The sequence below is a fragment of the Streptomyces sp. Y20 genome (assembly GCF_043195475.1).
Lineage (GTDB): Bacteria > Actinomycetota > Actinomycetes > Streptomycetales > Streptomycetaceae > Streptomyces.
Genome location: NZ_JBIDDP010000003.1, coordinates 438478 through 457485, shown reverse-complemented (window position 1 = coordinate 457485; position 19008 = coordinate 438478). Strand labels below are relative to the sequence as shown.

15 protein-coding genes are annotated in these 19008 nt (G+C 69.3%); 7 read left to right on the top strand and 8 right to left on the bottom strand.

What is annotated here, in order from left to right:
• Nucleotides 1-134: 134 nt before the first annotated feature.
• The 8 genes from ACGFT1_RS10380 to rpmH all read right to left on the bottom strand — a co-directional run bounded on the left by ACGFT1_RS10380 (nt 135) and on the right by rpmH (nt 6154).
• The gene (locus ACGFT1_RS10380) at nt 135-1235 is read right to left on the bottom strand and encodes a ParB/RepB/Spo0J family partition protein (RefSeq protein ID WP_373908590.1); all 1101 of its coding nucleotides are present in this window, start codon (nt 1233-1235) and stop codon (nt 135-137) included.
• Nucleotides 1232-2305 (bottom strand): ParA family protein, encoded by a 1074-nt coding sequence (locus ACGFT1_RS10375; RefSeq protein WP_373908589.1) that lies wholly within the window; start codon nt 2303-2305, stop codon nt 1232-1234. The genes ACGFT1_RS10380 and ACGFT1_RS10375 overlap by 4 nt, the downstream gene beginning before the upstream one ends.
• A 301-nt stretch (nt 2306-2606) precedes the next feature.
• Entirely contained in the window at nt 2607-3323 is a 717-nt protein-coding gene (gene rsmG / locus ACGFT1_RS10370) for a 16S rRNA (guanine(527)-N(7))-methyltransferase RsmG (protein WP_373908588.1), read from the bottom strand.
• 120 nt (nt 3324-3443) lie between these two features.
• Nucleotides 3444-3956 carry a protein jag gene (locus tag ACGFT1_RS10365; protein WP_373908587.1) on the bottom strand — a complete coding sequence of 171 codons (513 nt, stop codon included), beginning with the start codon at nt 3954-3956 and terminating at the stop codon, nt 3444-3446.
• A gap of 15 nt (nt 3957-3971) precedes the next feature.
• On the bottom strand, nt 3972-5252 hold the full coding sequence (yidC, locus tag ACGFT1_RS10360; protein WP_373908586.1) for a membrane protein insertase YidC: 1281 nt from the start codon (nt 5250-5252) through the stop codon (nt 3972-3974).
• A 3-nt stretch (nt 5253-5255) separates the two neighbouring features.
• Complete coding sequence (gene yidD, locus ACGFT1_RS10355) at nt 5256-5627, bottom strand: membrane protein insertion efficiency factor YidD (RefSeq protein ID WP_356819082.1); 372 nt, start codon at nt 5625-5627, stop codon at nt 5256-5258.
• Nucleotides 5624-5995, bottom strand: coding sequence for a ribonuclease P protein component (gene rnpA, locus ACGFT1_RS10350; protein ID WP_356819080.1), 372 nt, complete (start codon nt 5993-5995; stop codon nt 5624-5626). The genes yidD and rnpA overlap by 4 nt, the downstream gene beginning before the upstream one ends.
• A gap of 21 nt (nt 5996-6016) precedes the next feature.
• Nucleotides 6017-6154, bottom strand: coding sequence for a 50S ribosomal protein L34 (rpmH, locus tag ACGFT1_RS10345; RefSeq protein ID WP_356819078.1), 138 nt, complete (start codon nt 6152-6154; stop codon nt 6017-6019).
• A 374-nt stretch (nt 6155-6528) separates the two neighbouring features.
• Between rpmH and dnaA the strand changes: the two genes are divergently transcribed.
• The 7 genes from dnaA (at nt 6529) to gyrA (ending at nt 18996) form a co-directional block, all read left to right on the top strand.
• Complete coding sequence (gene dnaA / locus ACGFT1_RS10340) at nt 6529-8460, top strand: chromosomal replication initiator protein DnaA (protein ID WP_373908585.1); 1932 nt, start codon at nt 6529-6531, stop codon at nt 8458-8460.
• Between the two features lie 1237 nt (nt 8461-9697).
• Entirely contained in the window at nt 9698-10828 is a 1131-nt protein-coding gene (gene dnaN, locus ACGFT1_RS10335; protein ID WP_361989627.1) for a DNA polymerase III subunit beta, read from the top strand.
• A 178-nt stretch (nt 10829-11006) separates the two neighbouring features.
• On the top strand, nt 11007-11882 hold the full coding sequence (gnd, locus tag ACGFT1_RS10330) for a phosphogluconate dehydrogenase (NAD(+)-dependent, decarboxylating) (RefSeq protein WP_373908584.1): 876 nt from the start codon (nt 11007-11009) through the stop codon (nt 11880-11882).
• A 33-nt stretch (nt 11883-11915) separates the two neighbouring features.
• Nucleotides 11916-13037 carry a DNA replication/repair protein RecF gene (gene recF / locus ACGFT1_RS10325; RefSeq protein WP_373908583.1) on the top strand — a complete coding sequence of 374 codons (1122 nt, stop codon included), beginning with the start codon at nt 11916-11918 and terminating at the stop codon, nt 13035-13037.
• Nucleotides 13034-13609 (top strand): DUF721 domain-containing protein, encoded by a 576-nt coding sequence (locus tag ACGFT1_RS10320; protein WP_373908582.1) that lies wholly within the window; start codon nt 13034-13036, stop codon nt 13607-13609. Before recF ends, ACGFT1_RS10320 begins: the two co-directional genes overlap by 4 nt.
• 656 nt (nt 13610-14265) lie before the next feature.
• On the top strand, nt 14266-16362 hold the full coding sequence (gene gyrB, locus ACGFT1_RS10315) for a DNA topoisomerase (ATP-hydrolyzing) subunit B (protein ID WP_373908581.1): 2097 nt from the start codon (nt 14266-14268) through the stop codon (nt 16360-16362).
• 42 nt (nt 16363-16404) lie between these two features.
• Complete coding sequence (gyrA, locus tag ACGFT1_RS10310; RefSeq protein WP_373908580.1) at nt 16405-18996, top strand: DNA gyrase subunit A; 2592 nt, start codon at nt 16405-16407, stop codon at nt 18994-18996.
• The last annotated feature ends 12 nt before the right edge of the window (nt 18997-19008 follow it).

The following is a 19008-nucleotide window of genomic DNA, read 5'->3' as shown; positions in this document are numbered from 1 at the left end:
TGCGCCATACCTGTTCGCATCGTATCCACGATGCGATTCACTCGATACCGCCTCAAAGCAAAGAGCGGACCGTGTTCCGGCACACACCGGACACGGCCCGCTCCTCTGCACAACGCGGCGGGTCCGCCCGAGGGTCAGTCCTGCGTGTCCTCGCCGACGTCTTCCTGAAGACTCTTCTGGAGGGCCAGCTTCTCGCCCGGGGCGAACGTGCTGAGGATCCGCTCGAGGTCGTCCGGAGAAGCGAACTCGACGGTGATCTTGCCCTTCTTCTGCCCCAGTTCGACCTTCACCCGCGTCTCGAAGCGGTCCGACAGCCGGGTGGCCAGCTCGCTGAGCGCCGGAGAGGGCACCGAACCGGCCCGGGGGCCCCGGGAGCGCGAGGCCTTCTGAGACCGCGACCCCATCAGCGTGACGATCTCTTCCACGGACCGCACGGACAGGCCCTCGGCCACGATCCGGTGCGCCAGCCGGTCCTGCTCCTCGGAGTCCTCCACGGCCAGCAGCGCCCGGGCATGACCAGCCGAGAGCACCCCGGCGGCCACCCGCTTCTGCACGGTCGGCGACAACTTCAGCAGACGCAGGGTGTTGGAGACCTGCGGTCGGGAGCGTCCGATCCGGTCCGCCAGCTGATCATGCGTGCAGTTGAAGTCCCTCAGCAGCTGGTCGTAGGCAGCGGCCTCTTCGATCGGGTTCAGCTGCGCGCGGTGCAGGTTCTCCAGCAGCGCGTCCAGGAGGAGCTTCTCGTCCTCCGTGGCCCGGACGATGGCCGGGATGGCCGCCAAGCCGGCCTGGCGGCAGGCGCGCCAACGGCGCTCGCCCATGATCAGCTCGTAGCGGGCCGGTCCCAGCTGGCGCACGACGACGGGCTGGAGGAGACCGACCTCCCTGATGGAGGTGACCAGCTCCTGGAGCGCGTCCTCGTCGAAGATCTCACGCGGCTGGCGTGGGTTCGGCGTGATGTCGTCCAGCGGGATCTCGGCGAAGTGGGCGCCCATCGGAGCCTCGGGCACCTCCACGGCTGGGCTCGCCGGGACCACCTCGGTCTCGTGCACGACAGGCGGGAGAGTGGCCACCTTCGCCGCGGCCACCCCCCGGTCGGTCGTCAGCACCGGGACGGCGGTGGGAGAGGTCGATGCTCCACCGCCCATCGCCGCCGGCGTCGGGGTCTTCTCGGTCGGGGCAGCGGGGATCAACGCGCCGAGTCCACGACCCAGTCCCCTCCGTCGCTCGCTCACTGGATGCCCTCCACCATGCTCGGGTCGTTCTGGGCGCCGATGTGGGCGTGACCGGCGTCGTAGCCGACACCGATGCCCCTCAGCGCGATTTCTCGGGCGGCCTCAAGGTAGGAGAGGGCGCCGCTCGATCCTGGATCGTAAGTCAGCACCGTCTGCCCGTAACTCGGCGCCTCGGAGATACGGACGGAGCGGGGAATGCTCGTCCGCAGTACCTCGTCGCCGAAGTGGGTGCGCACCTCTTCGGCGACCTGGGAAGCGAGACGCGTCCGGCCGTCGTACATGGTGAGCAGAATGGTCGACACGTGCAGCGTGGGGTTGAGGTGCCCCCGCACCAGGTCGACGTTGCGCAGCAGTTGACCCAGGCCCTCCAGCGCGTAGTACTCGCACTGGATCGGGATGAGGACCTCCTGGCCCGCGACCAGCGCGTTGACCGTCAGCAGGCCGAGGGAGGGAGGGCAGTCGATGAGGATGTAGTCCAACGGCTGCTCGTACGCCTGGATCGCCCGCTGGAGCCGGCTCTCCCGGGCCACCAAGGACACCAACTCGATCTCCGCACCGGCGAGATCGATGGTGGCGGGGGCACAGAAAAGGCCCTCGACATCGACGACGGGCTGGACGACCTCTGCGAGGGGTCTGCTCTCCACCAACACGTCGTAGATGGAGGGGACCTCGGCGTGGTGGTCGATCCCCAGAGCCGTGGAGGCGTTGCCCTGCGGGTCGAGGTCGACCACCAGGACTCGGCTGCCATGCAGAGCCAACGAGGCGGCAAGATTGACGGTCGTCGTCGTCTTGCCCACGCCACCCTTCTGATTGGCGACCACGATCAGTCGGGTCTGCTCCGGTCGTGGCAGGCCTTCCCCGGCACGGCCGAGGGCCTCCACCGCCAGTTGGGCCGCTCGACCGATGGGAGTGTCGTCCATCGGGGGCGGTGTTTCACGTGAAACTTCCGCCCCCATCGACTCGGTGCGGGGACCGGGGACCGGATCGGTCATCGGTCCCGCGATGTTGGCGTCGGACCGCACGGATTCACTCTCCTCGACATCAGGCTCGCAATGAACAGAGCCTCCCATGCCGTCGGGGTCATGAACCAGTGAGGCCTGGTGTTCTGTGGAGAAATCCACCTCTGTGGACAACTCCGTGCCCCGGGAGAGGGGCGGGGCGCCCGTGGAGGGGGGCTCCTGTCCGAGCGAGCCGAGGGACTTCCGGTCGCGGGGCTCGGCCGCGGCGCGACCGCGACCGATGATGCCGTGCAGCAATGAGCGACGTTTCACGTGAAACACGATGCACAGCGCCTGCGACCGAAACTCCGCGACACTCCGGAGCATCGCGGAGGGGCAGCTTGTGTGGAGTACGCCTCGTCGTCAGGACGGATCAGCGACGGCGACGGACACGACCGGTGCGGGCCGCCTTCGCGCGCTTGGCCGCGAAGCGCACACCGCCAGGGCTCTCCCCGACCTCGACCCGCACCACGGTGGACAGGGGATCCACCACGCCCTCGCCCACCTGCAGGATGGATGTCTCGACCGCGCCGAGCTTGCTGAGGGCGGAGGCCGCCGCCTTCAGCTCCTCCTCGGCCGTGTCGCCCTTCAGCGCGAGCATCTCGCCGTACGGACGCAGCAGCGGAATGCCCCAGGTGGCCAGGCGGTCCAGCGGAGCCACGGCACGAGCGGTCACCACGTGTACCGGAGGCAGCTTGCCCATCACCTCCTCGGCACGGCCGCGCACCACGGTGACGTGATCCAGGCCGAGCAGCTCGACGACCTCGCTGAGGAAGTTGGTGCGCCGCAGCAGCGGCTCCAGCAGAGTGATGTTCAGGTCGTCGCGGACCAGGGCCAGCGGGATACCCGGCAGGCCGGCACCCGAGCCGACGTCGCAGACCGTCACGCCCTCCGGGACAGCCTCGGACAGCACCGCACAGTTGAGCAGGTGCCGCTCCCACAGGCGGGGCACCTCCCGCGGGCCGATGAGGCCACGCTGCACGCCCGCCTCGGCGAGCAACTCCGCGTACCGCACCGCATCCGCGAAGCGATCACCAAACACTTCCCGCGCCTGCGCGGGCGCGGGGGGAAGCTCCGCTGCCTCCGTCACGGGGACCGTCCTTCCGTACAGCGCCGGCGCTTCACGCACCGGCCCACCAGAACTACCAGGCTGACAAATATTCGGCCCCGCCTGCTCAACAGACGGGGCCGGTGAAACGCGAGGGTCCGATCAGGCGGGCAGTACGACGACGAACCGCTGCGGCTCCTCGCCCTCGGACTCGCTGCGCAGTCCGGCGGCCTTGACCGCGTCATGCACGACCTTGCGCTCGAACGGGCTCATCGGCGCGAGCTTCACGGGCTCGCCGCTGCTTTTGACCTCGGCGACGGCCTTGGCGCCCAGCTCGGACAGCTCGGCCCGCTTCCTGGCCCGGTACCCCGCGATGTCCAGCATCAGCCGGCTGCGGTCACCGGTCTCCCGGAGCACCGCCAGGCGCGTCAGCTCCTGAAGCGCCTCCAGCACCTCGCCGTCCCGGCCGACCAGCTTCTCCAGGTCGCGGCTGCCGGTGTCGCCGATGATCGACACGGCGGCGCGGTCGGCCTCGACGTCCATGTCGATGTCGCCGTCGAGGTCGGCGATGTCCAGCAGACCCTCGAGGTAGTCCGCCGCGATCTCACCCTCCTGCTCCAAGCGGGAGAGGGTGTCTGCACCCTCGGCAGCGGCGGAGGTGGTGCCTTCCGTCACGGGATGGGCTCCTTCTTACTTCTTGGACGGGGACTTGGGCCGCTGCGGGCCACCCTTGCGCTGGCCGGACTGGGCCTTGCTGCGGGTGCCGGAGCCGGGCTTCTGGGGCTGCTTGGCAGCGGCGGACTTGACACCCTGCGGCTCGTCGGCCTTCTCCAGCGACGGCGAGTCGTCACCCGGCTGCCTGGGTGCGCCGGCCTGACGCTGGGACTTGCTCTGCCGCTTGGGCTGCTGGCGCCGGGCGGCGGTGTCGGTCACGGCCGCGGTGGTGGTCACGCCGTCCTCGGTCTGCGCCGCGGCCTGGGCCGTGCTCCGCACCACGGTGCCGTCGGCCTGGGCGGCGAGACCGGCCTTGTTCAGCGCGTTGACGAACTTGCGCTCGAACTCGTTGCGGTCGCGGCCCTTGGCGACGATCGCCTTGACGATGGCCTTCTCACCGCGCCGGCGGATCTTGCCGTGCTCGGTGACGTGCTTGGTCAGGCGCTCCAGGTAGGCGGCCTGCGCCTTGGAGCCCGGCGTCGGGTTGTTGCGGATGACGTACATCTGCTGGCCCATGGTCCACACGTTGGTGGTCAGCCAGTAGACGAGGACACCGACCGGGAAGTTGATGCCGAAGACGGCGAACATGACCGGGAAGACGTACATCAGCATCTTCTGCTGCTGCATGAACGGCGTCTTCACCGTGGTGTCGACGTTCTTCGTCATCAGCTGACGCTGCGTGTAGAACTGCGAGAACGACATCATCACGATCATGACCGCGGTCACGACCCGGACGTCGGTCAGCGTGGCGCCCAGCGCCTCGACCGTGCTCGCGCTGTCCATGAACTTGGCGGCGAGCGGGGCACCGAAGATGTGCGCCTGACGGGCGCTGTTGAGCAGCTGCTCGTCGATGACGCCGATCTTCTTGTGCGAGGCGATGCCGCTGAGCACGTGGTACAGGGCGAAGAAGAACGGGGACTGCGCCAGGATGGGAAGGCACGAGGAGAGCGGGTTGGTACCCGTCTCCTTGTACAGCTTCATCATCTCTTCGGACTGGCGCTGCTTGTCGTTCTTGTAGCGCTCCTGGATCTTCTTCATCTCCGGCTGGAGCGTCTGCATCGCGCGCGTCGACTTGATCTGCTTCACGAAGAGCGGGATCAGGCAGATGCGGATCAGGATCACGAGGGACACGATGGACAGGCCCCAGGCCCACCCGGTGTCGGGGCCGAAGATGGCGCCGTACACCGTGTGGAACTGGACGATGACCCATGAGACGGGTGTCGTGATGAAGCTGAAGAGGCTGGCAATCGTGTCCACTAATCATGCTCCTTGGGCATGGGACGAGGTCTCTGCGGCCGGGCTCGGGGGAAGCTCGGAAGCAGGCTTCTCGGGCTTCGCTTCGATGGCCGGTGCGGCGGAGGGCCCGCCCTTGCGTGCGCGCCAGGCGTTGCGCAGCCTTTCGTGCCACCGCGGGCGCTTACGCGGAGGGACATGGTCCACACCGCCGAGCGACCACGGATTGCACCGGAGGATGCGCCAGGCGGTGAGTGCCGTTCCCTTGACCGCACCGTGCCGGTCGATGGCCGTATAGCCGTAGTGGGAGCACGACGGGTAGTACTTGCACACCGGCCCCAGCAGTGGACTGATCGTCCACTGGTACAGCTTGATCAGAGCCAGCAGCGGGTACTTCATCGCGCGCCCCCTCCCAGCAGCCGCTCCAGGGCGGCGTCCAGGTCTCGGGCCAGCTGTGCGTGGTCTGCGTCACCCGCTCCGGGCAGCGCTCGTACGACTACCAGGCTACCGGGGGGGAACAGGGTGACTCGGTCACGCATCAGATGACGCAGTCTGCGCTTCACTTTGTTGCGCACGACCGCACCACCCACGGCCTTGCTCACGACGAAACCCGCACGCGTCGGGGGAGCGCTCTCCCCAGGCGCGTGCGGGTCCGTGGCACCGCTACGAAGGTGGACGACGAGGGTTGGGCGGCCTGCCCGGCGCCCTCGTCGTACCGCGGTCGCGAAGTCCTCGCGCCGCCTCAGCCGGTTCTCGGTGGGCAGCACGATGTCATGACCTGACCGGGATCAGGCGGACAGTTGGGCGCGACCCTTGCTGCGGCGGGACGCGAGGATCGCGCGGCCGGCACGGGTGCGCATACGCAGCCGGAAGCCGTGGGTCTTCGCGCGACGACGGTTGTTCGGCTGGAAGGTGCGCTTGCTCACTCGGGGGCTCCAGAAGAAATCGGTAGTGGCGGGGTGCCGTCCTGGCTGTCACCGTGCGCCCACGAGTAGCTCGCTTCACGCCCGAGTGCACCGCTTCCCGATCACCCAGGTGATCTGTGCCCATCGGAGGCAGGCGGCAGCAGCCATCGACAACTCGACCTGGTTACGGTACGCGCGGCCGGGCCGTCCGGTCAAACCGGGGCCAGCCGAGAGACACTGTCCACAGGCTGGGGACAACAACTTGAACCCTACCCGCCGCGCTGACTACCGTGGCTGGACTCCGATTCGTTCCCTTGTCCCACTCACCACCCGATTCAGATCCCTATCCGTCCCCCGGACCACACGTTCGTGGGACCTGTGAGAGAGCGTGCCCTGTGGCTGACGTACCTGCCGATCTTGCCGCAGTGTGGCCACGCGTACTGGAGCAGCTCCTGGGGGAGGGCCGCGGTCAGGGCGTCGAGGTGAAGGACGAGCACTGGATCCGGCGCTGCCAGCCGCTGGCGCTGGTCGCCGACACCGCGTTGCTCGCCGTACCGAACGAATTCGCGAAGGGCGTACTGGAGGGCCGTCTGGCGCCGGTCGTCAGCGAGACGCTGAGCCGCGAGTGCGGCCGGCCCATCCGGATCGCGATCACTGTGGACGACTCGGCGGGCGAACCGCCGGCGCCCCCCGCGCAGCAGGCGCCCGCGTCGCGTTACGAGGAGCAGGAACTGCCCTCGGGGCCGTACGAGGGCTACGGCCGCCACCGCGGGCCCGACCAGATGCCGGGCACCGAGCCGGGTGGCGAGCAGTCCCCGCAGGGCCGCCCGGACCAGCTCCCGACCGCCCGCCCGGCCTACCCGTCGGAGTACCAGCGCCCCGAGCCCGGCGCCTGGCCGCGCCCCGGGCAGGACGACTACGGCTGGCAGCAGCCGCGGCTCGGCTTCCCCGACCGCGATCCGTACGCGTCGCCGTCGTCCCAGGACGGTTACGGCTCCGGGGCGGACTCGTACGGCTCGCCGTCGCAGGACTACCGGCCGCAGGGCAGGGACCGGCCGTCGTACGGGCAGCAGCGCGGTGACTACGACGCCCCGCGCGCGCCCTACGAGCCGTCCCGCCCGGACTACGACTCCGGCCGGAGCGAGTACGACTCCTCCCGGACCGAGTACGACCAGCGCGACCCGGTCCGCCGTGAGCTGCCCGACCCGTCGGCGCACCGTGGCGGCCACGGCCGCCCGGACATGTCCGGCCCGCCCGCCGGGCAGCCGGCGAAGGGAAGCGGGCCCGGGGAGCCGACCGCGCGACTGAACCCCAAATACCTGTTCGACACGTTCGTCATCGGCGCGTCGAACCGGTTCGCGCACGCGGCGGCGGTCGCGGTCGCCGAGGCGCCGGCGAAGGCGTACAACCCCCTGTTCATCTACGGGGAGTCGGGGCTCGGCAAGACGCACCTGCTGCACGCGATCGGGCACTACGCGCGCAGCCTCTATCCGGGCACGCGCGTGCGGTACGTGAGCTCGGAGGAGTTCACCAACGAGTTCATCAACTCGATCCGCGACGGCAAGGGTGACAGCTTCCGCAAGCGGTACCGCGAGATGGACATCCTGCTCGTCGACGACATCCAGTTCCTGGCGGACAAGGAGTCGACGCAGGAGGAGTTCTTCCACACGTTCAACACGCTCCACAACGCCAACAAGCAGATCGTGCTGTCGAGCGACCGGCCGCCCAAGCAGCTGGTGACGCTGGAGGACCGGCTGCGGAACCGTTTCGAGTGGGGTCTGATCACCGACGTCCAGCCGCCCGAGCTGGAGACGCGGATCGCGATCCTGCGCAAGAAGGCGGTCCAGGAGCAGCTGAACGCGCCGCCGGAGGTGCTGGAGTTCATCGCCTCCCGGATCTCGCGGAACATCCGTGAGCTGGAGGGTGCGCTGATCCGGGTGACGGCGTTCGCCTCGCTCAACCGGCAGCCGGTGGACCTGGGCCTGACCGAGATCGTCCTGAAGGATCTGATCCCCGGTGGCGAGGATTCGACGCCGGAGATCACCGCGCCGGCCATCATGGCGGCGACCGCGGACTACTTCGGGCTGACGGTCGAGGACCTGTGCGGCAGCTCGCGGGGCCGCCAGCTGGTCACGGCCCGGCAGATCGCCATGTACCTGTGCCGCGAGCTGACGGACCTGTCGCTGCCGAAGATCGGCGCGCAGTTCGGCGGCCGCGACCACACGACCGTCATGCACGCCGACCGCAAGATCCGCGCGCTGATGGCCGAGCGGCGCTCGATCTACAACCAGGTCACCGAGCTGACGAACCGCATCAAGAACGGCTGAGGCGGCCAGAGGCGGGCAGGTCGCACGCCGAACCGGCACCGAGGGCGCCCCGGGAGCTGTCCCGGGGCGCCCTCCGGCGTTTCCCGGGAGCCGTCCCAGGGGGAGCCGTCCCGGCGGGGTCCCGCTGCGGAGCCGTAGCAGCAGGGCGTGTCTGACGCTCCGAGCCGTCGCGGCAGGGCCCGTCCTCGCCGCTCCGAGCCGTCGCGGCGGGGCCCGTCCTCGCCGCTCCGAGCCGTTCCAGCAGGGCCCGTCCTCGCCCGCTCCGGACCGTTCCGATAGGTGTGCCCCCGCCGCTCCGCACCGTTCAAGCCGGCACGCCCGGCGGCCGACGGCCCGCCCGCTCGGCCCGCTCGCTTCGCCCGCTCAAGGTGCGCGCTTCGGCGTCAGGAGGCCGCTCGTCGGGGGCCGACGGCCGGTGTTCCAGGGCTCCGCGAGCCGCGGACAGCCCGGTGGGCCGTTCCTCCCGTGTCATCCGGTGTTCGAATACTTGCCGGGTTACGGCCACTCTCCACAGATTCGGTGACTTTCTTCCGTCCACACCCTGGGGACTGCGGAGTTGTCCCAAACTGCGTCCACAGGGAGGCTGGCCCTGCGGCCTCCGCCCAGCTCAGAGGCCTGTGGATTCGTGGACAAAGAATCTCCACAGCCTGTGGATAACTTCAGGGGCCTCGACCTGTGGACGAGGTTGTCCACGGGCAACCCACAGGTCGAGGGTGGTTGTCCCCAGTGATCAGCCGCTTCTCCACATGGTTGTCCACTGTTCGGCAACCCGATGGCCCCGGTCACCACGTCGAGTGAAAGGCGTCACACGATGCTGCCGGATTGGGGTGTGGGAAACCCGGGTATTCCTGGGGACACAGCTGGGGAGAACTGCCCCCACCCTGTGGGCGCTGTGTGCAGAACTTTTTGTTCTCCACAGACAGGCCCGGTTGTCCACCGGCTCCACCCACAGGCCCGGTGGATAAAATTCGTGCTCTGAGCTGGGAAAACGGGGTTATCCACGGTATCCACAGGCCCTACTACTACTCCCGACTAGAGATAGCTGGGAAACCGCTTCGAAGCGGGGCCTGTGCACAACTCGCCGTCTCGAGCCCGGCTGCCCCCCGGACCGACTTGACCCCGACGGGCACCTACTGTCAGTGCCGTGCGTCAGACTGGTCCCCGGTGCTCCGCCCGTCGCAGTGGGCGGTGGCACCGAGTCGGAGGACTCAGTAGCAACAGCAGGAGGCGGCTTACGGTGAAGATCCGGGTGGAACGCGACGTACTCGCGGAGGCAGTGGCCTGGGCGGCCCGCAGCCTCCCGGCCCGTCCGCCGGCGCCTGTCCTCGCCGGCCTTCTGCTGAAGGCCGAGGACGGCCAGCTGAGCCTGTCGGGTTTCGACTACGAGGTCTCCGCCCGGGTGAACGTCGACGCGGAGGTCGAGGAGGAGGGCACCGTCCTCGTCTCCGGCCGCCTGCTGGCCGACATCTCCCGGGCCCTGCCCAACCGGCCGGTGGAGATTTCCACAGACGGTGTACGGGCGACCGTGGTCTGCGGCTCCTCCCGGTTCACCCTCCACACCCTTCCGGTGGAGGAGTACCCGGCGCTGCCTCAGATGCCGAACGCGACCGGCACCGTCCCCGGCGAGGTCTTCGCCGCCGCCGTGTCCCAGGTGGCCATCGCCGCCGGCCGCGACGACACGCTTCCGGTGCTCACCGGTGTCCGCATCGAGATCGAGGGCGACACGGTCACCCTGGCCTCCACCGACCGCTACCGCTTCGCGGTCCGCGAGTTCCTGTGGAAGCCGGAGAACCCGGACGCCTCCGCGGTCGCCCTGGTCCCCGCCAAGACGCTGCTGGACACCGCCAAGTCGCTCGGTGCCGGTGACAGCGTCACGCTGGCGCTGTCCGGCTCGGGTGCCGGTGAGGGCCTGATCGGTTTCGAGGGCGCGGGCCGGCGTACGACCACGCGGCTCCTCGAGGGCGACCTGCCGAAGTACCGGACGCTGTTCCCGACCGAGTTCAACTCCGTCGCCGTGATCGAGACCGCCCCCTTCGTGGAGGCCGTCAAGCGCGTGGCGCTGGTCGCCGAGCGGAACACCCCGGTGCGGCTGAGCTTCGAGCAGGGTGTGCTGATCCTCGAGGCCGGGTCCAGCGACGACGCACAGGCTGTGGAAAGGGTCGACGCCCAGCTGGAGGGCGACGACATCTCGATCGCCTTCAACCCGACGTTCCTGCTGGACGGCCTGAGCGCGATCGACTCCCCGGTCGCCCAGCTGGCGTTCACGACGTCCACGAAGCCGGCGCTGCTCAGCGGGAGGCCGTCGGTGGACGCGGAGGCCGACGACGCGTACAAGTACCTGATCATGCCGGTGCGCCTCAGCGGCTGAGCGGCCGGTGATCGTCCACAGGCCGGTGGGAAACCGTCCCGGCCTGTGGAAGGAATCCGCAGGTGAGGGGCGACGGATGAGCACGTATGCCCACAGCTGTGCGTGACCGGGCGGGTTTAGGCTCGGCTCGGCACTCCGGTGCCTGTCACGCCACACAGCGACCTAAGGAACACAACTGATGGAGCTCGGTCTCGTCGGCCTCGGCAAGATGGGCGGCAACATGCGTGAGCGGATCCGCCGCGCGGGCCACACCGTCCTCGGATACGACCGCAACGCCGACCTCGCGGACGTCCACAGCCTGGAAGAACTCGTGGGCAAGCTCAGCGGCCCGCGCGTCGTCTGGGTGATGGTCCCGGCCGGCGAGCCCACGCAGTCGACCATCGACCAGCTCGCCGAGCTGCTGGAGCCCGGTGACGTGGTCGTGGACGGTGGCAACTCCCGCTGGACGGACGACGAGAAGCACGCCGCGGAGCTGGCGGCCAAGGGCATAGGCTTCGTCGACTGCGGCGTCTCCGGCGGCGTCTGGGGCCTGGAGAACGGGTACGCGCTGATGTACGGCGGCGACGCCGAGAACGTCGCCAAGGTGCAGCCCGTCTTCGACGCGCTCAAGCCGGAGGGTGACTTCGGCGCGGTGCACGCTGGCCGGGTCGGCGCGGGCCACTTCGCGAAGATGGTCCACAACGGCATCGAGTACGCGATGATGCAGGCCTACGCCGAGGGCTGGGAGCTGCTGGAGAAGGTCGACTCCGTGGAGAACGTCCGCGAGGTCTTCCGCTCCTGGCAGGAGGGCACCGTCATCCGCTCCTGGCTGCTGGACCTCGCGGTCAACGCCCTGGACGACGACGAGCACCTGGAAGGCCTGCGCGGTTACGCACAGGACTCCGGTGAGGGACGCTGGACCGTGGAGGCCGCGATCGACAACGCGGTGCCGCTGCCCGCGATCACCGCCTCGCTGTTCGCGCGGTTCGCCTCCCGGCAGGACGACTCGCCGCAGATGAAGATGATCGCCGCGCTGCGCAACCAGTTCGGCGGCCATGCCGTAGAGAAGAAGTAGCGCCACAGAAGCAGGGAGGTCGGCGGAACGACCATGCACGTCACGCATCTTTCGCTGGCCGACTTCCGTTCCTACGCCCGGGCCGAGGTCCCGCTCGACCCGGGCGTCACCGCCTTCGTCGGCCCCAACGGGCAGGGCAAGACCAACCTGGTGGAAGCGGTCGGGTACCTGGCCACGCTGGGCAGCCACCGGGTGGCCTCCGACGCGCCCCTGGTCCGGATGGGCGCCGAGCGGGCGGTCGTCCGGGCGCAGGTCCGGCAGGGCGAGCGGCAGCAGCTGATCGAGCTGGAGCTGAACCCGGGCCGCGCCAACCGCGCCCGCATCAACCGCTCTTCGCAGGTCAGACCGCGGGACGTGCTGGGGATCGTCCGCACCGTGCTGTTCGCGCCCGAGGATCTGGCGCTGGTGAAGGGGGATCCCGGGGAGCGGCGGCGGTTCCTCGACGAGCTGATCACCGCGCGGTCCCCGCGGATGGCGGGCGTGCGCTCCGACTACGAGCGGGTGCTCAAGCAGCGGAACACCCTGCTGAAGTCGGCGGCGCTCGCGCGCCGGCACGGTGGACGGTCGATGGACCTGTCCACCCTGGACGTGTGGGACCAGCACCTCGCGCGCGTGGGCGCGGAGCTGCTCGCGCAGCGGATGGATCTCGTCGCCGCGCTGCAGCCGCTGGCCGACAAGGCGTACGAGCAGCTGGCTCCGGGCGGCGGCCCGGTGGCGCTGGAGTACAAGCCGTCGGCGCCGGGCGAGGCGCACGGGCGCGAGGAGCTGTACGCCCAGCTGACGGCGGCCCTCGCGCAGGCGCGCAAACAGGAGATCGAGCGGGGGGTCACGCTGGTGGGCCCGCACCGGGACGACCTGGTTCTCAAGCTGGGGCAGCTGCCGGCGAAGGGGTACGCCTCGCACGGCGAGTCGTGGTCGTACGCCCTGGCGCTGCGGCTGGCCTCGTACGACCTGTTGCGCGCCGAGGGCAACGAGCCGGTGCTCATCCTGGACGACGTCTTCGCGGAGCTGGACGCCCGCCGCCGGGAACGGCTGGCGGAACTGGTCGCCCCCGGTGAGCAGGTGCTGGTCACCGCCGCCGTGGACGACGACGTGCCGCACGTGCTGGCCGGCGCCCGGTACACGGTGGCCGACGGGACGGTGGAGCGCGTATGAGCCCCGACGGCCCGGCCCCGAAAAACCCGGGGAAGAACCCGGGAAGCCCGGAGAAGGCCCCGGGGAGGAACGAGCCGTCCGGCGTCGACCTCGCCCGCGTGGCGTTGCGCGCGGCGAAGGAGCAGGCACGCGCGCGTGGGGACGCGGCACGGCAGAAGAAGCAGGCCCGGCGGGGCGGTGGCCTGCGCTCCGGCGCGCGGGCCGACGGCCGTGACCCGCTGGCGCTCGGCGCGGCGATCAACCGGCTGATCACCGAGCGGGGCTGGGAGACACCCGCCGCGGTGGGCGGGGTGATGGGCCGCTGGCCGGAGATCGTCGGCCAGGACCTGGCCAAACACTGTGTGCCGCAGCGGTACGACGAGGACGAGCGGGTGCTGACGGTGCAGTGCGACTCGACGGCCTGGGCGACGCAGCTGCGGCTGCTCGCACCGGAGCTGGTGGCCCGGCTCAACAAGGACCTCGGGCAGGGCGCGGTCCGGCTGATCAAGGTGCAGGGCCCGGGCGGCCCCGCCCGCCGCTACGGCCCTCTGCGGGCGCCGGGCAGCACGGGCCCCGGCGACACCTACGGCTGAGCCGGCGGCAGGGACGTCGTAGCCGTCGTAGGGGCATGGGCGGGACGGCGCACAGGCCTCTGCGGACGCGGCGCGGGTGGCCACCCGGGCGGGGGCGCAGCGCAGCCGCACGCCCGCTCGCGCCCTCCGTGGACACGGATGACATGCGTCGGGGCTCCGGAGACCGCCCAGGCCGGCCGGCACCGGCCCGCCGGGGGCGCGGCCGGAGACCGGTACACACCCCCTGTGGATACGCCCGGCACCCGGGAGAAGTACTTCCGGAGCCCCGTCGACGCCGAGGTGACGTACCTCACGTGCGGGCCGCGCGCGCGGCCCCGTCGTACCCCCGGGCGCAGGCCCGGATCACCCCCGTACACAGGTGTGGATCGCCATCTGACCCGGGAGTAGCCAAGGGTTGACGGCTCAAAGCGCTGAGTGCCGCCGTGAGCCCCTTGGAGCCCCCATCCGTATATCGGGACCCGGCGGAGACCGGTTGAGGGCGGCACATGGGGGCTCAGGTACCGGCAAACCCCCATCGATGTCAGCGCTACCGGTAGACTGGAAGACAATCCCGCCCCCACGTGGGGACCGCCCGGGAAAAGCTGAGCAACGCTGATCAAGGCTTACCAACGCAACATGCCGCAGCCGCTCCGGCAACCTGCCGACGAGCCCGGCTCGTGCTGTGCCAGAAAGGGCGCTTCGTGGCCGATTCCGGCAACCCCAACGAGAACATCCCGTCCACCGACGCCGGCGTGAACCGCGAGGCCCCCCAGGTCCCCGCGAGCGGCGAGGCCCCCATCTCGGCCTCCTACGACGCCAGCGCCATCACCGTGCTCGAAGGGCTGGACGCGGTCCGCAAGCGGCCCGGCATGTACATCGGCTCCACGGGCGAGCGCGGTCTGCACCACCTGGTGTACGAGGTCGTCGACAACTCGGTCGACGAGGCGCTGGCCGGTTACGCGGACACCATCGACGTGACCGTCCTCGCCGACGGCGGTGTGCGTGTCATCGACAACGGCCGCGGCATCCCGGTGGGCATCGTGCCCTCCGAGGGCAAGCCGGCCCTCGAGGTCGTGCTGACCGTGCTGCACGCGGGCGGCAAGTTCGGCGGAGGTGGCTACGCGGTCTCCGGTGGTCTGCACGGCGTCGGTGTCTCCGTGGTGAACGCCCTGTCGTCCAAGGTCTCCGTCGAGGTCAAGACCGACGGCCACCGCTGGACGCAGGAATACAAGATGGGCGTCCCGACGGCCCCGCTCGTCCAGCACGAGGCGACGGAGGAGACCGGCACGTCGGTCACGTTCTGGGCGGACGCGGACATCTTCGAGACGACCGAGTACTCCTTCGAGACGCTGTCCCGGCGTTTCCAGGAGATGGCGTTCCTCAACAAGGGCCTGACGATCCGGCTCACCGACGAGCGCGAGTCGGCGAAGGCCGTCACGGGTGCGGACGAGGCCGGTGCGGACGAGAAGGCCGAGGTCAAGACCGTCACGTACCACTACGAGGGCGGCATCGTCGACTTCGTGAAGTACCTCAACTCCCGCAAGGGGGAGGCGGTCCACCCCACGATCATCGACCTGGAGGCCGAGGACAGGGACAAGAGCCTGTCCCTCGAGGTCGCCATGCAGTGGAACAGCGGTTACAGCGAGGGCGTGTACTCCTTCGCGAACATCATCCACACCCACGAGGGCGGTACCCACGAAGAGGGTTTCCGGGCCGCGCTGACCTCGCTGATCAACAAGTACGCGCGGGACAAGAAGCTGCTGCGCGAGAAGGACGACAACCTCACCGGCGACGACATCCGTGAGGGTCTGACCGCGATCATCTCGGTCAAGCTGAGCGAGCCGCAGTTCGAGGGCCAGACGAAGACGAAGCTGGGCAACACGGAGGCCAAGACCTTCGTGCAGAGGGCGGTCTACGAACACCTCAACGACTGGCTGGACCGCAACCCGGTCGAGGCCGCGGACATCATCCGCAAGGGCATCCAGGCGGCCACCGCGCGCGTGGCGGCCCGCAAGGCCCGCGACCTGACCCGCCGCAAGGGCCTGCTGGAGTCGGCGTCCCTGCCGGGCAAGCTGTCGGACTGCCAGTCCAACGACCCGACCAAGTGCGAGATCTTCATCGTCGAGGGTGACTCCGCCGGCGGCTCGGCCAAGTCCGGCCGCAACCCGCAGTACCAGGCGATCCTCCCGATCCGCGGCAAGATCCTGAACGTCGAGAAGGCCAGGATCGACAAGATCCTCCAGAACCAGGAGATCCAGGCGCTGATCTCGGCCTTCGGCACGGGTGTGCACGAGGACTTCGACATCGAGAAGCTCCGCTATCACAAGATCATCCTGATGGCGGACGCCGACGTCGACGGCCAGCACATCAGCACCCTGCTGCTCACCTTCCTGTTCCGCTTCATGCGGCCGCTGGTCGAGGCCGGGCACGTGTACCTCTCCCGTCCCCCGCTGTACAAGATCAAGTGGGGCCGGGACGACATCGAGTACGCGTACTCCGACCGCGAGCGCGACGCCCTGATCGAGATGGGCCGGCAGCGCGGCAAGCGCATCCGCGAGGACTCGATCCAGCGCTTCAAGGGTCTCGGCGAGATGAACGCCGAGGAACTGCGCGTGACCACCATGGACCAGGAGCACCGGGTCCTCGGCCAGGTCACCCTCGACGACGCCGCCCAGGCCGACGACCTGTTCTCGGTCCTGATGGGCGAGGACGTAGAGGCCCGCCGCGCGTTCATCCAGCGCAACGCCAAGGACGTCCGCTTCCTCGACATCTGAGTCGGTCTCAGCTGACCGCACCTGGAAGGATCTTCACCAGCAATGGCCGACGAGAACACCCCCGTCACCCCTGAAGAGGGCGAAGTCGCGATGCGTGTCGAGCCCGTCGGGCTCGAGACGGAGATGCAGCGCTCGTACCTCGACTACGCGATGTCCGTCATCGTGTCCCGCGCGCTGCCCGACGTCCGCGACGGCCTCAAGCCCGTCCACCGCCGCGTGCTGTACGCGATGTACGACGGCGGTTACCGCCCCGAGCGCGGCTTCTACAAGTGCGCCCGCGTCGTCGGCGACGTCATGGGCAACTACCACCCGCACGGCGACTCCTCGATCTACGACGCCCTGGTGCGCCTCGCCCAGCCGTGGTCGATGCGGATGCCGCTGGTGGACTCCAACGGCAACTTCGGCTCCCCGGGCAACGACCCGGCGGCGGCGATGCGCTACACCGAGTGCAAACTGGCGCCGCTGTCGATGGAGATGGTCCGCGACATCGACGAGGAGACCGTCGACTTCACGGACAACTACGACGGCCGCTCCAAGGAGCCGACCGTCCTGCCGGCCCGCTTCCCGAACCTGCTGATCAACGGCTCGGCCGGCATCGCGGTCGGCATGGCGACCAACATCCCGCCGCACAACCTGCGCGAGGTGGCGGCCGGCGCCCAGTGGTACCTGGAGAACCCCGAGGCCTCGCACGAGGAGCTGCTGGACGCGCTCATGGAGCGCATCAAGGGCCCGGACTTCCCGACCGGCGCGCTCGTCGTCGGCCGCAAGGGGATCGAGGAGGCGTACCGCACCGGTCGCGGCTCCATCACGATGCGCGCGGTGGTCGAGGTCGAGGAGATCCAGGGCCGCCAGTGCCTGGTGGTCACCGAGCTGCCGTACCAGACGAACCCGGACAATCTGGCGCAGAAGATCGCCGACCTGGTCAAGGACGGCAAGATCGGCGGCATCGCGGACGTCCGCGACGAGACGTCGTCCCGGACCGGACAGCGCCTGGTCATCGTGCTCAAGCGGGACGCGGTCGCCAAGGTCGTCCTGAACAACCTCTACAAGCACACGGACCTGCAGTCCAACTTCGGCGCCAACATGCTGGCGCTGGTCGACGGCGTGCCGCGCACGCTGTCCCTGGACGCGTTCATCCGCCACTGGGTGACGCACCAGATCGAGGTCATCGTCCGCCGGACCCGCTTCCGGCTGCGCAAGGCCGAGGAGCGGGCGCACATCCTGCGCGGTCTGCTGAAGGCCCTGGACGCCATCGACGAGGTGATCGCGCTGATCCGGCGCAGTGACACCGTCGACGTGGCGCGCACCGGCCTGATGGGCCTCCTGGAGATCGACGAGATCCAGGCCAACGCCATCCTCGAGATGCAGCTGCGCCGGCTGGCCGCCCTGGAGCGCCAGAAGATCGTCCAGGAGCACGACGAGCTCCAGGCGAAGATCAGCGAGTACAACGAGATCCTCGCCTCGCCGGTCCGCCAGCGCGGGATCGTCAGCCAGGAGCTGGCCGCGATCGTCGAGAAGTACGGCGACGACCGGCAGACCAAGCTGATCCCGTACGAGGGTGACATGTCCATCGAGGACCTGATCGCCGAGGAGGACATCGTCGTCACCGTCTCGCGCGGCGGCTACGTCAAGCGGACGAAGACGGACGACTACCGGGCGCAGAAGCGCGGCGGCAAGGGCGTGCGCGGGACGAAGCTGAAGGAGGACGACATCGTCGACCACTTCTTCGTCTCCACGACCCACCACTGGCTGCTGTTCTTCACCAACAAGGGCCGGGTCTACCGGGCGAAGGCGTACGAACTGCCGGAGGCCGGCCGGGACGCGCGCGGGCAGCACGTGGCGAACCTGCTCGCCTTCCAGCCCGACGAGGCGATCGCCGAGATCCTCGCGATCCGGGACTACGAGGCGGCGCCGTACCTGGTGCTGGCGACCAAGTCCGGGCTGGTGAAGAAGACGTCGCTGAAGGATTACGACTCGCCGCGCTCCGGTGGTGTCATCGCGATCAACCTGCGGGAGCGCGAGGACGGTAGCGACGACGAACTGATCGGTGCCGAACTCGTCTCCGCCGACGACGATCTCCTGCTGGTCAGCAGGAAGGCGCAGTCGATCCGGTTCACCGCCTCGGACGATTCCCTGCGCCCGATGGGCCGCGCCACCTCCGGTGTCAAGGGGATGAGTTTCCGGGAGGGCGACGAGCTTCTCTCGATGAATGTGGTGCGAGCCGGTACGTTCGTGTTCACTGCCACCGACGGTGGGTACGCGAAGCGGACCGCCGTCGACGAGTACCGCGTCCAGGGACGCGGCGGCCTCGGCATCAAGGCCGCCAAGATCGTGGAGGACCGTGGGTCGCTCGTCGGCGCGCTGATTGTCGAGGAGCACGACGAGATCCTCGCCATCACCCTCTCCGGCGGTGTGATTCGTACGCGAGTCAACGAGATCAGGGAGACGGGCCGTGACACCATGGGCGTCCAACTGATCAACCTGGGCAAGCGCGATGCCGTGGTCGGTATCGCACGTAACGCCGAGGCGGGACGCGAGGCGGAGGAAGTCGACGGCGACGTGGCCGTGGACGAGACCGCCGAAGGTGCCGCGACGACCGGCACGGACGAGGGCGAGGCGCCCTCGGCCGAGTAGCACGAGGAGAGA

Excerpts from the sequence above, each read along its gene's own strand:
- ACGFT1_RS10375 (WP_373908589.1), bottom strand. The coding sequence starts at position 2,305 with ATGGGAGGCTCTGTTCATTGCGAGCCTGATGTCGAGGAGAGTGAATCC.
- yidD (WP_356819082.1), bottom strand. The coding sequence starts at position 5,627 with ATGAAGTACCCGCTGCTGGCTCTGATCAAGCTGTACCAGTGGACGATC.
- gnd (WP_373908584.1), top strand. The coding sequence starts at position 11,007 with ATGGAGCTCGGTCTCGTCGGCCTCGGCAAGATGGGCGGCAACATGCGT.
- recF (WP_373908583.1), top strand. The coding sequence starts at position 11,916 with ATGCACGTCACGCATCTTTCGCTGGCCGACTTCCGTTCCTACGCCCGG.
- ACGFT1_RS10320 (WP_373908582.1), top strand. The coding sequence starts at position 13,034 with ATGAGCCCCGACGGCCCGGCCCCGAAAAACCCGGGGAAGAACCCGGGA.
- gyrA (WP_373908580.1), top strand. The coding sequence starts at position 16,405 with ATGGCCGACGAGAACACCCCCGTCACCCCTGAAGAGGGCGAAGTCGCG.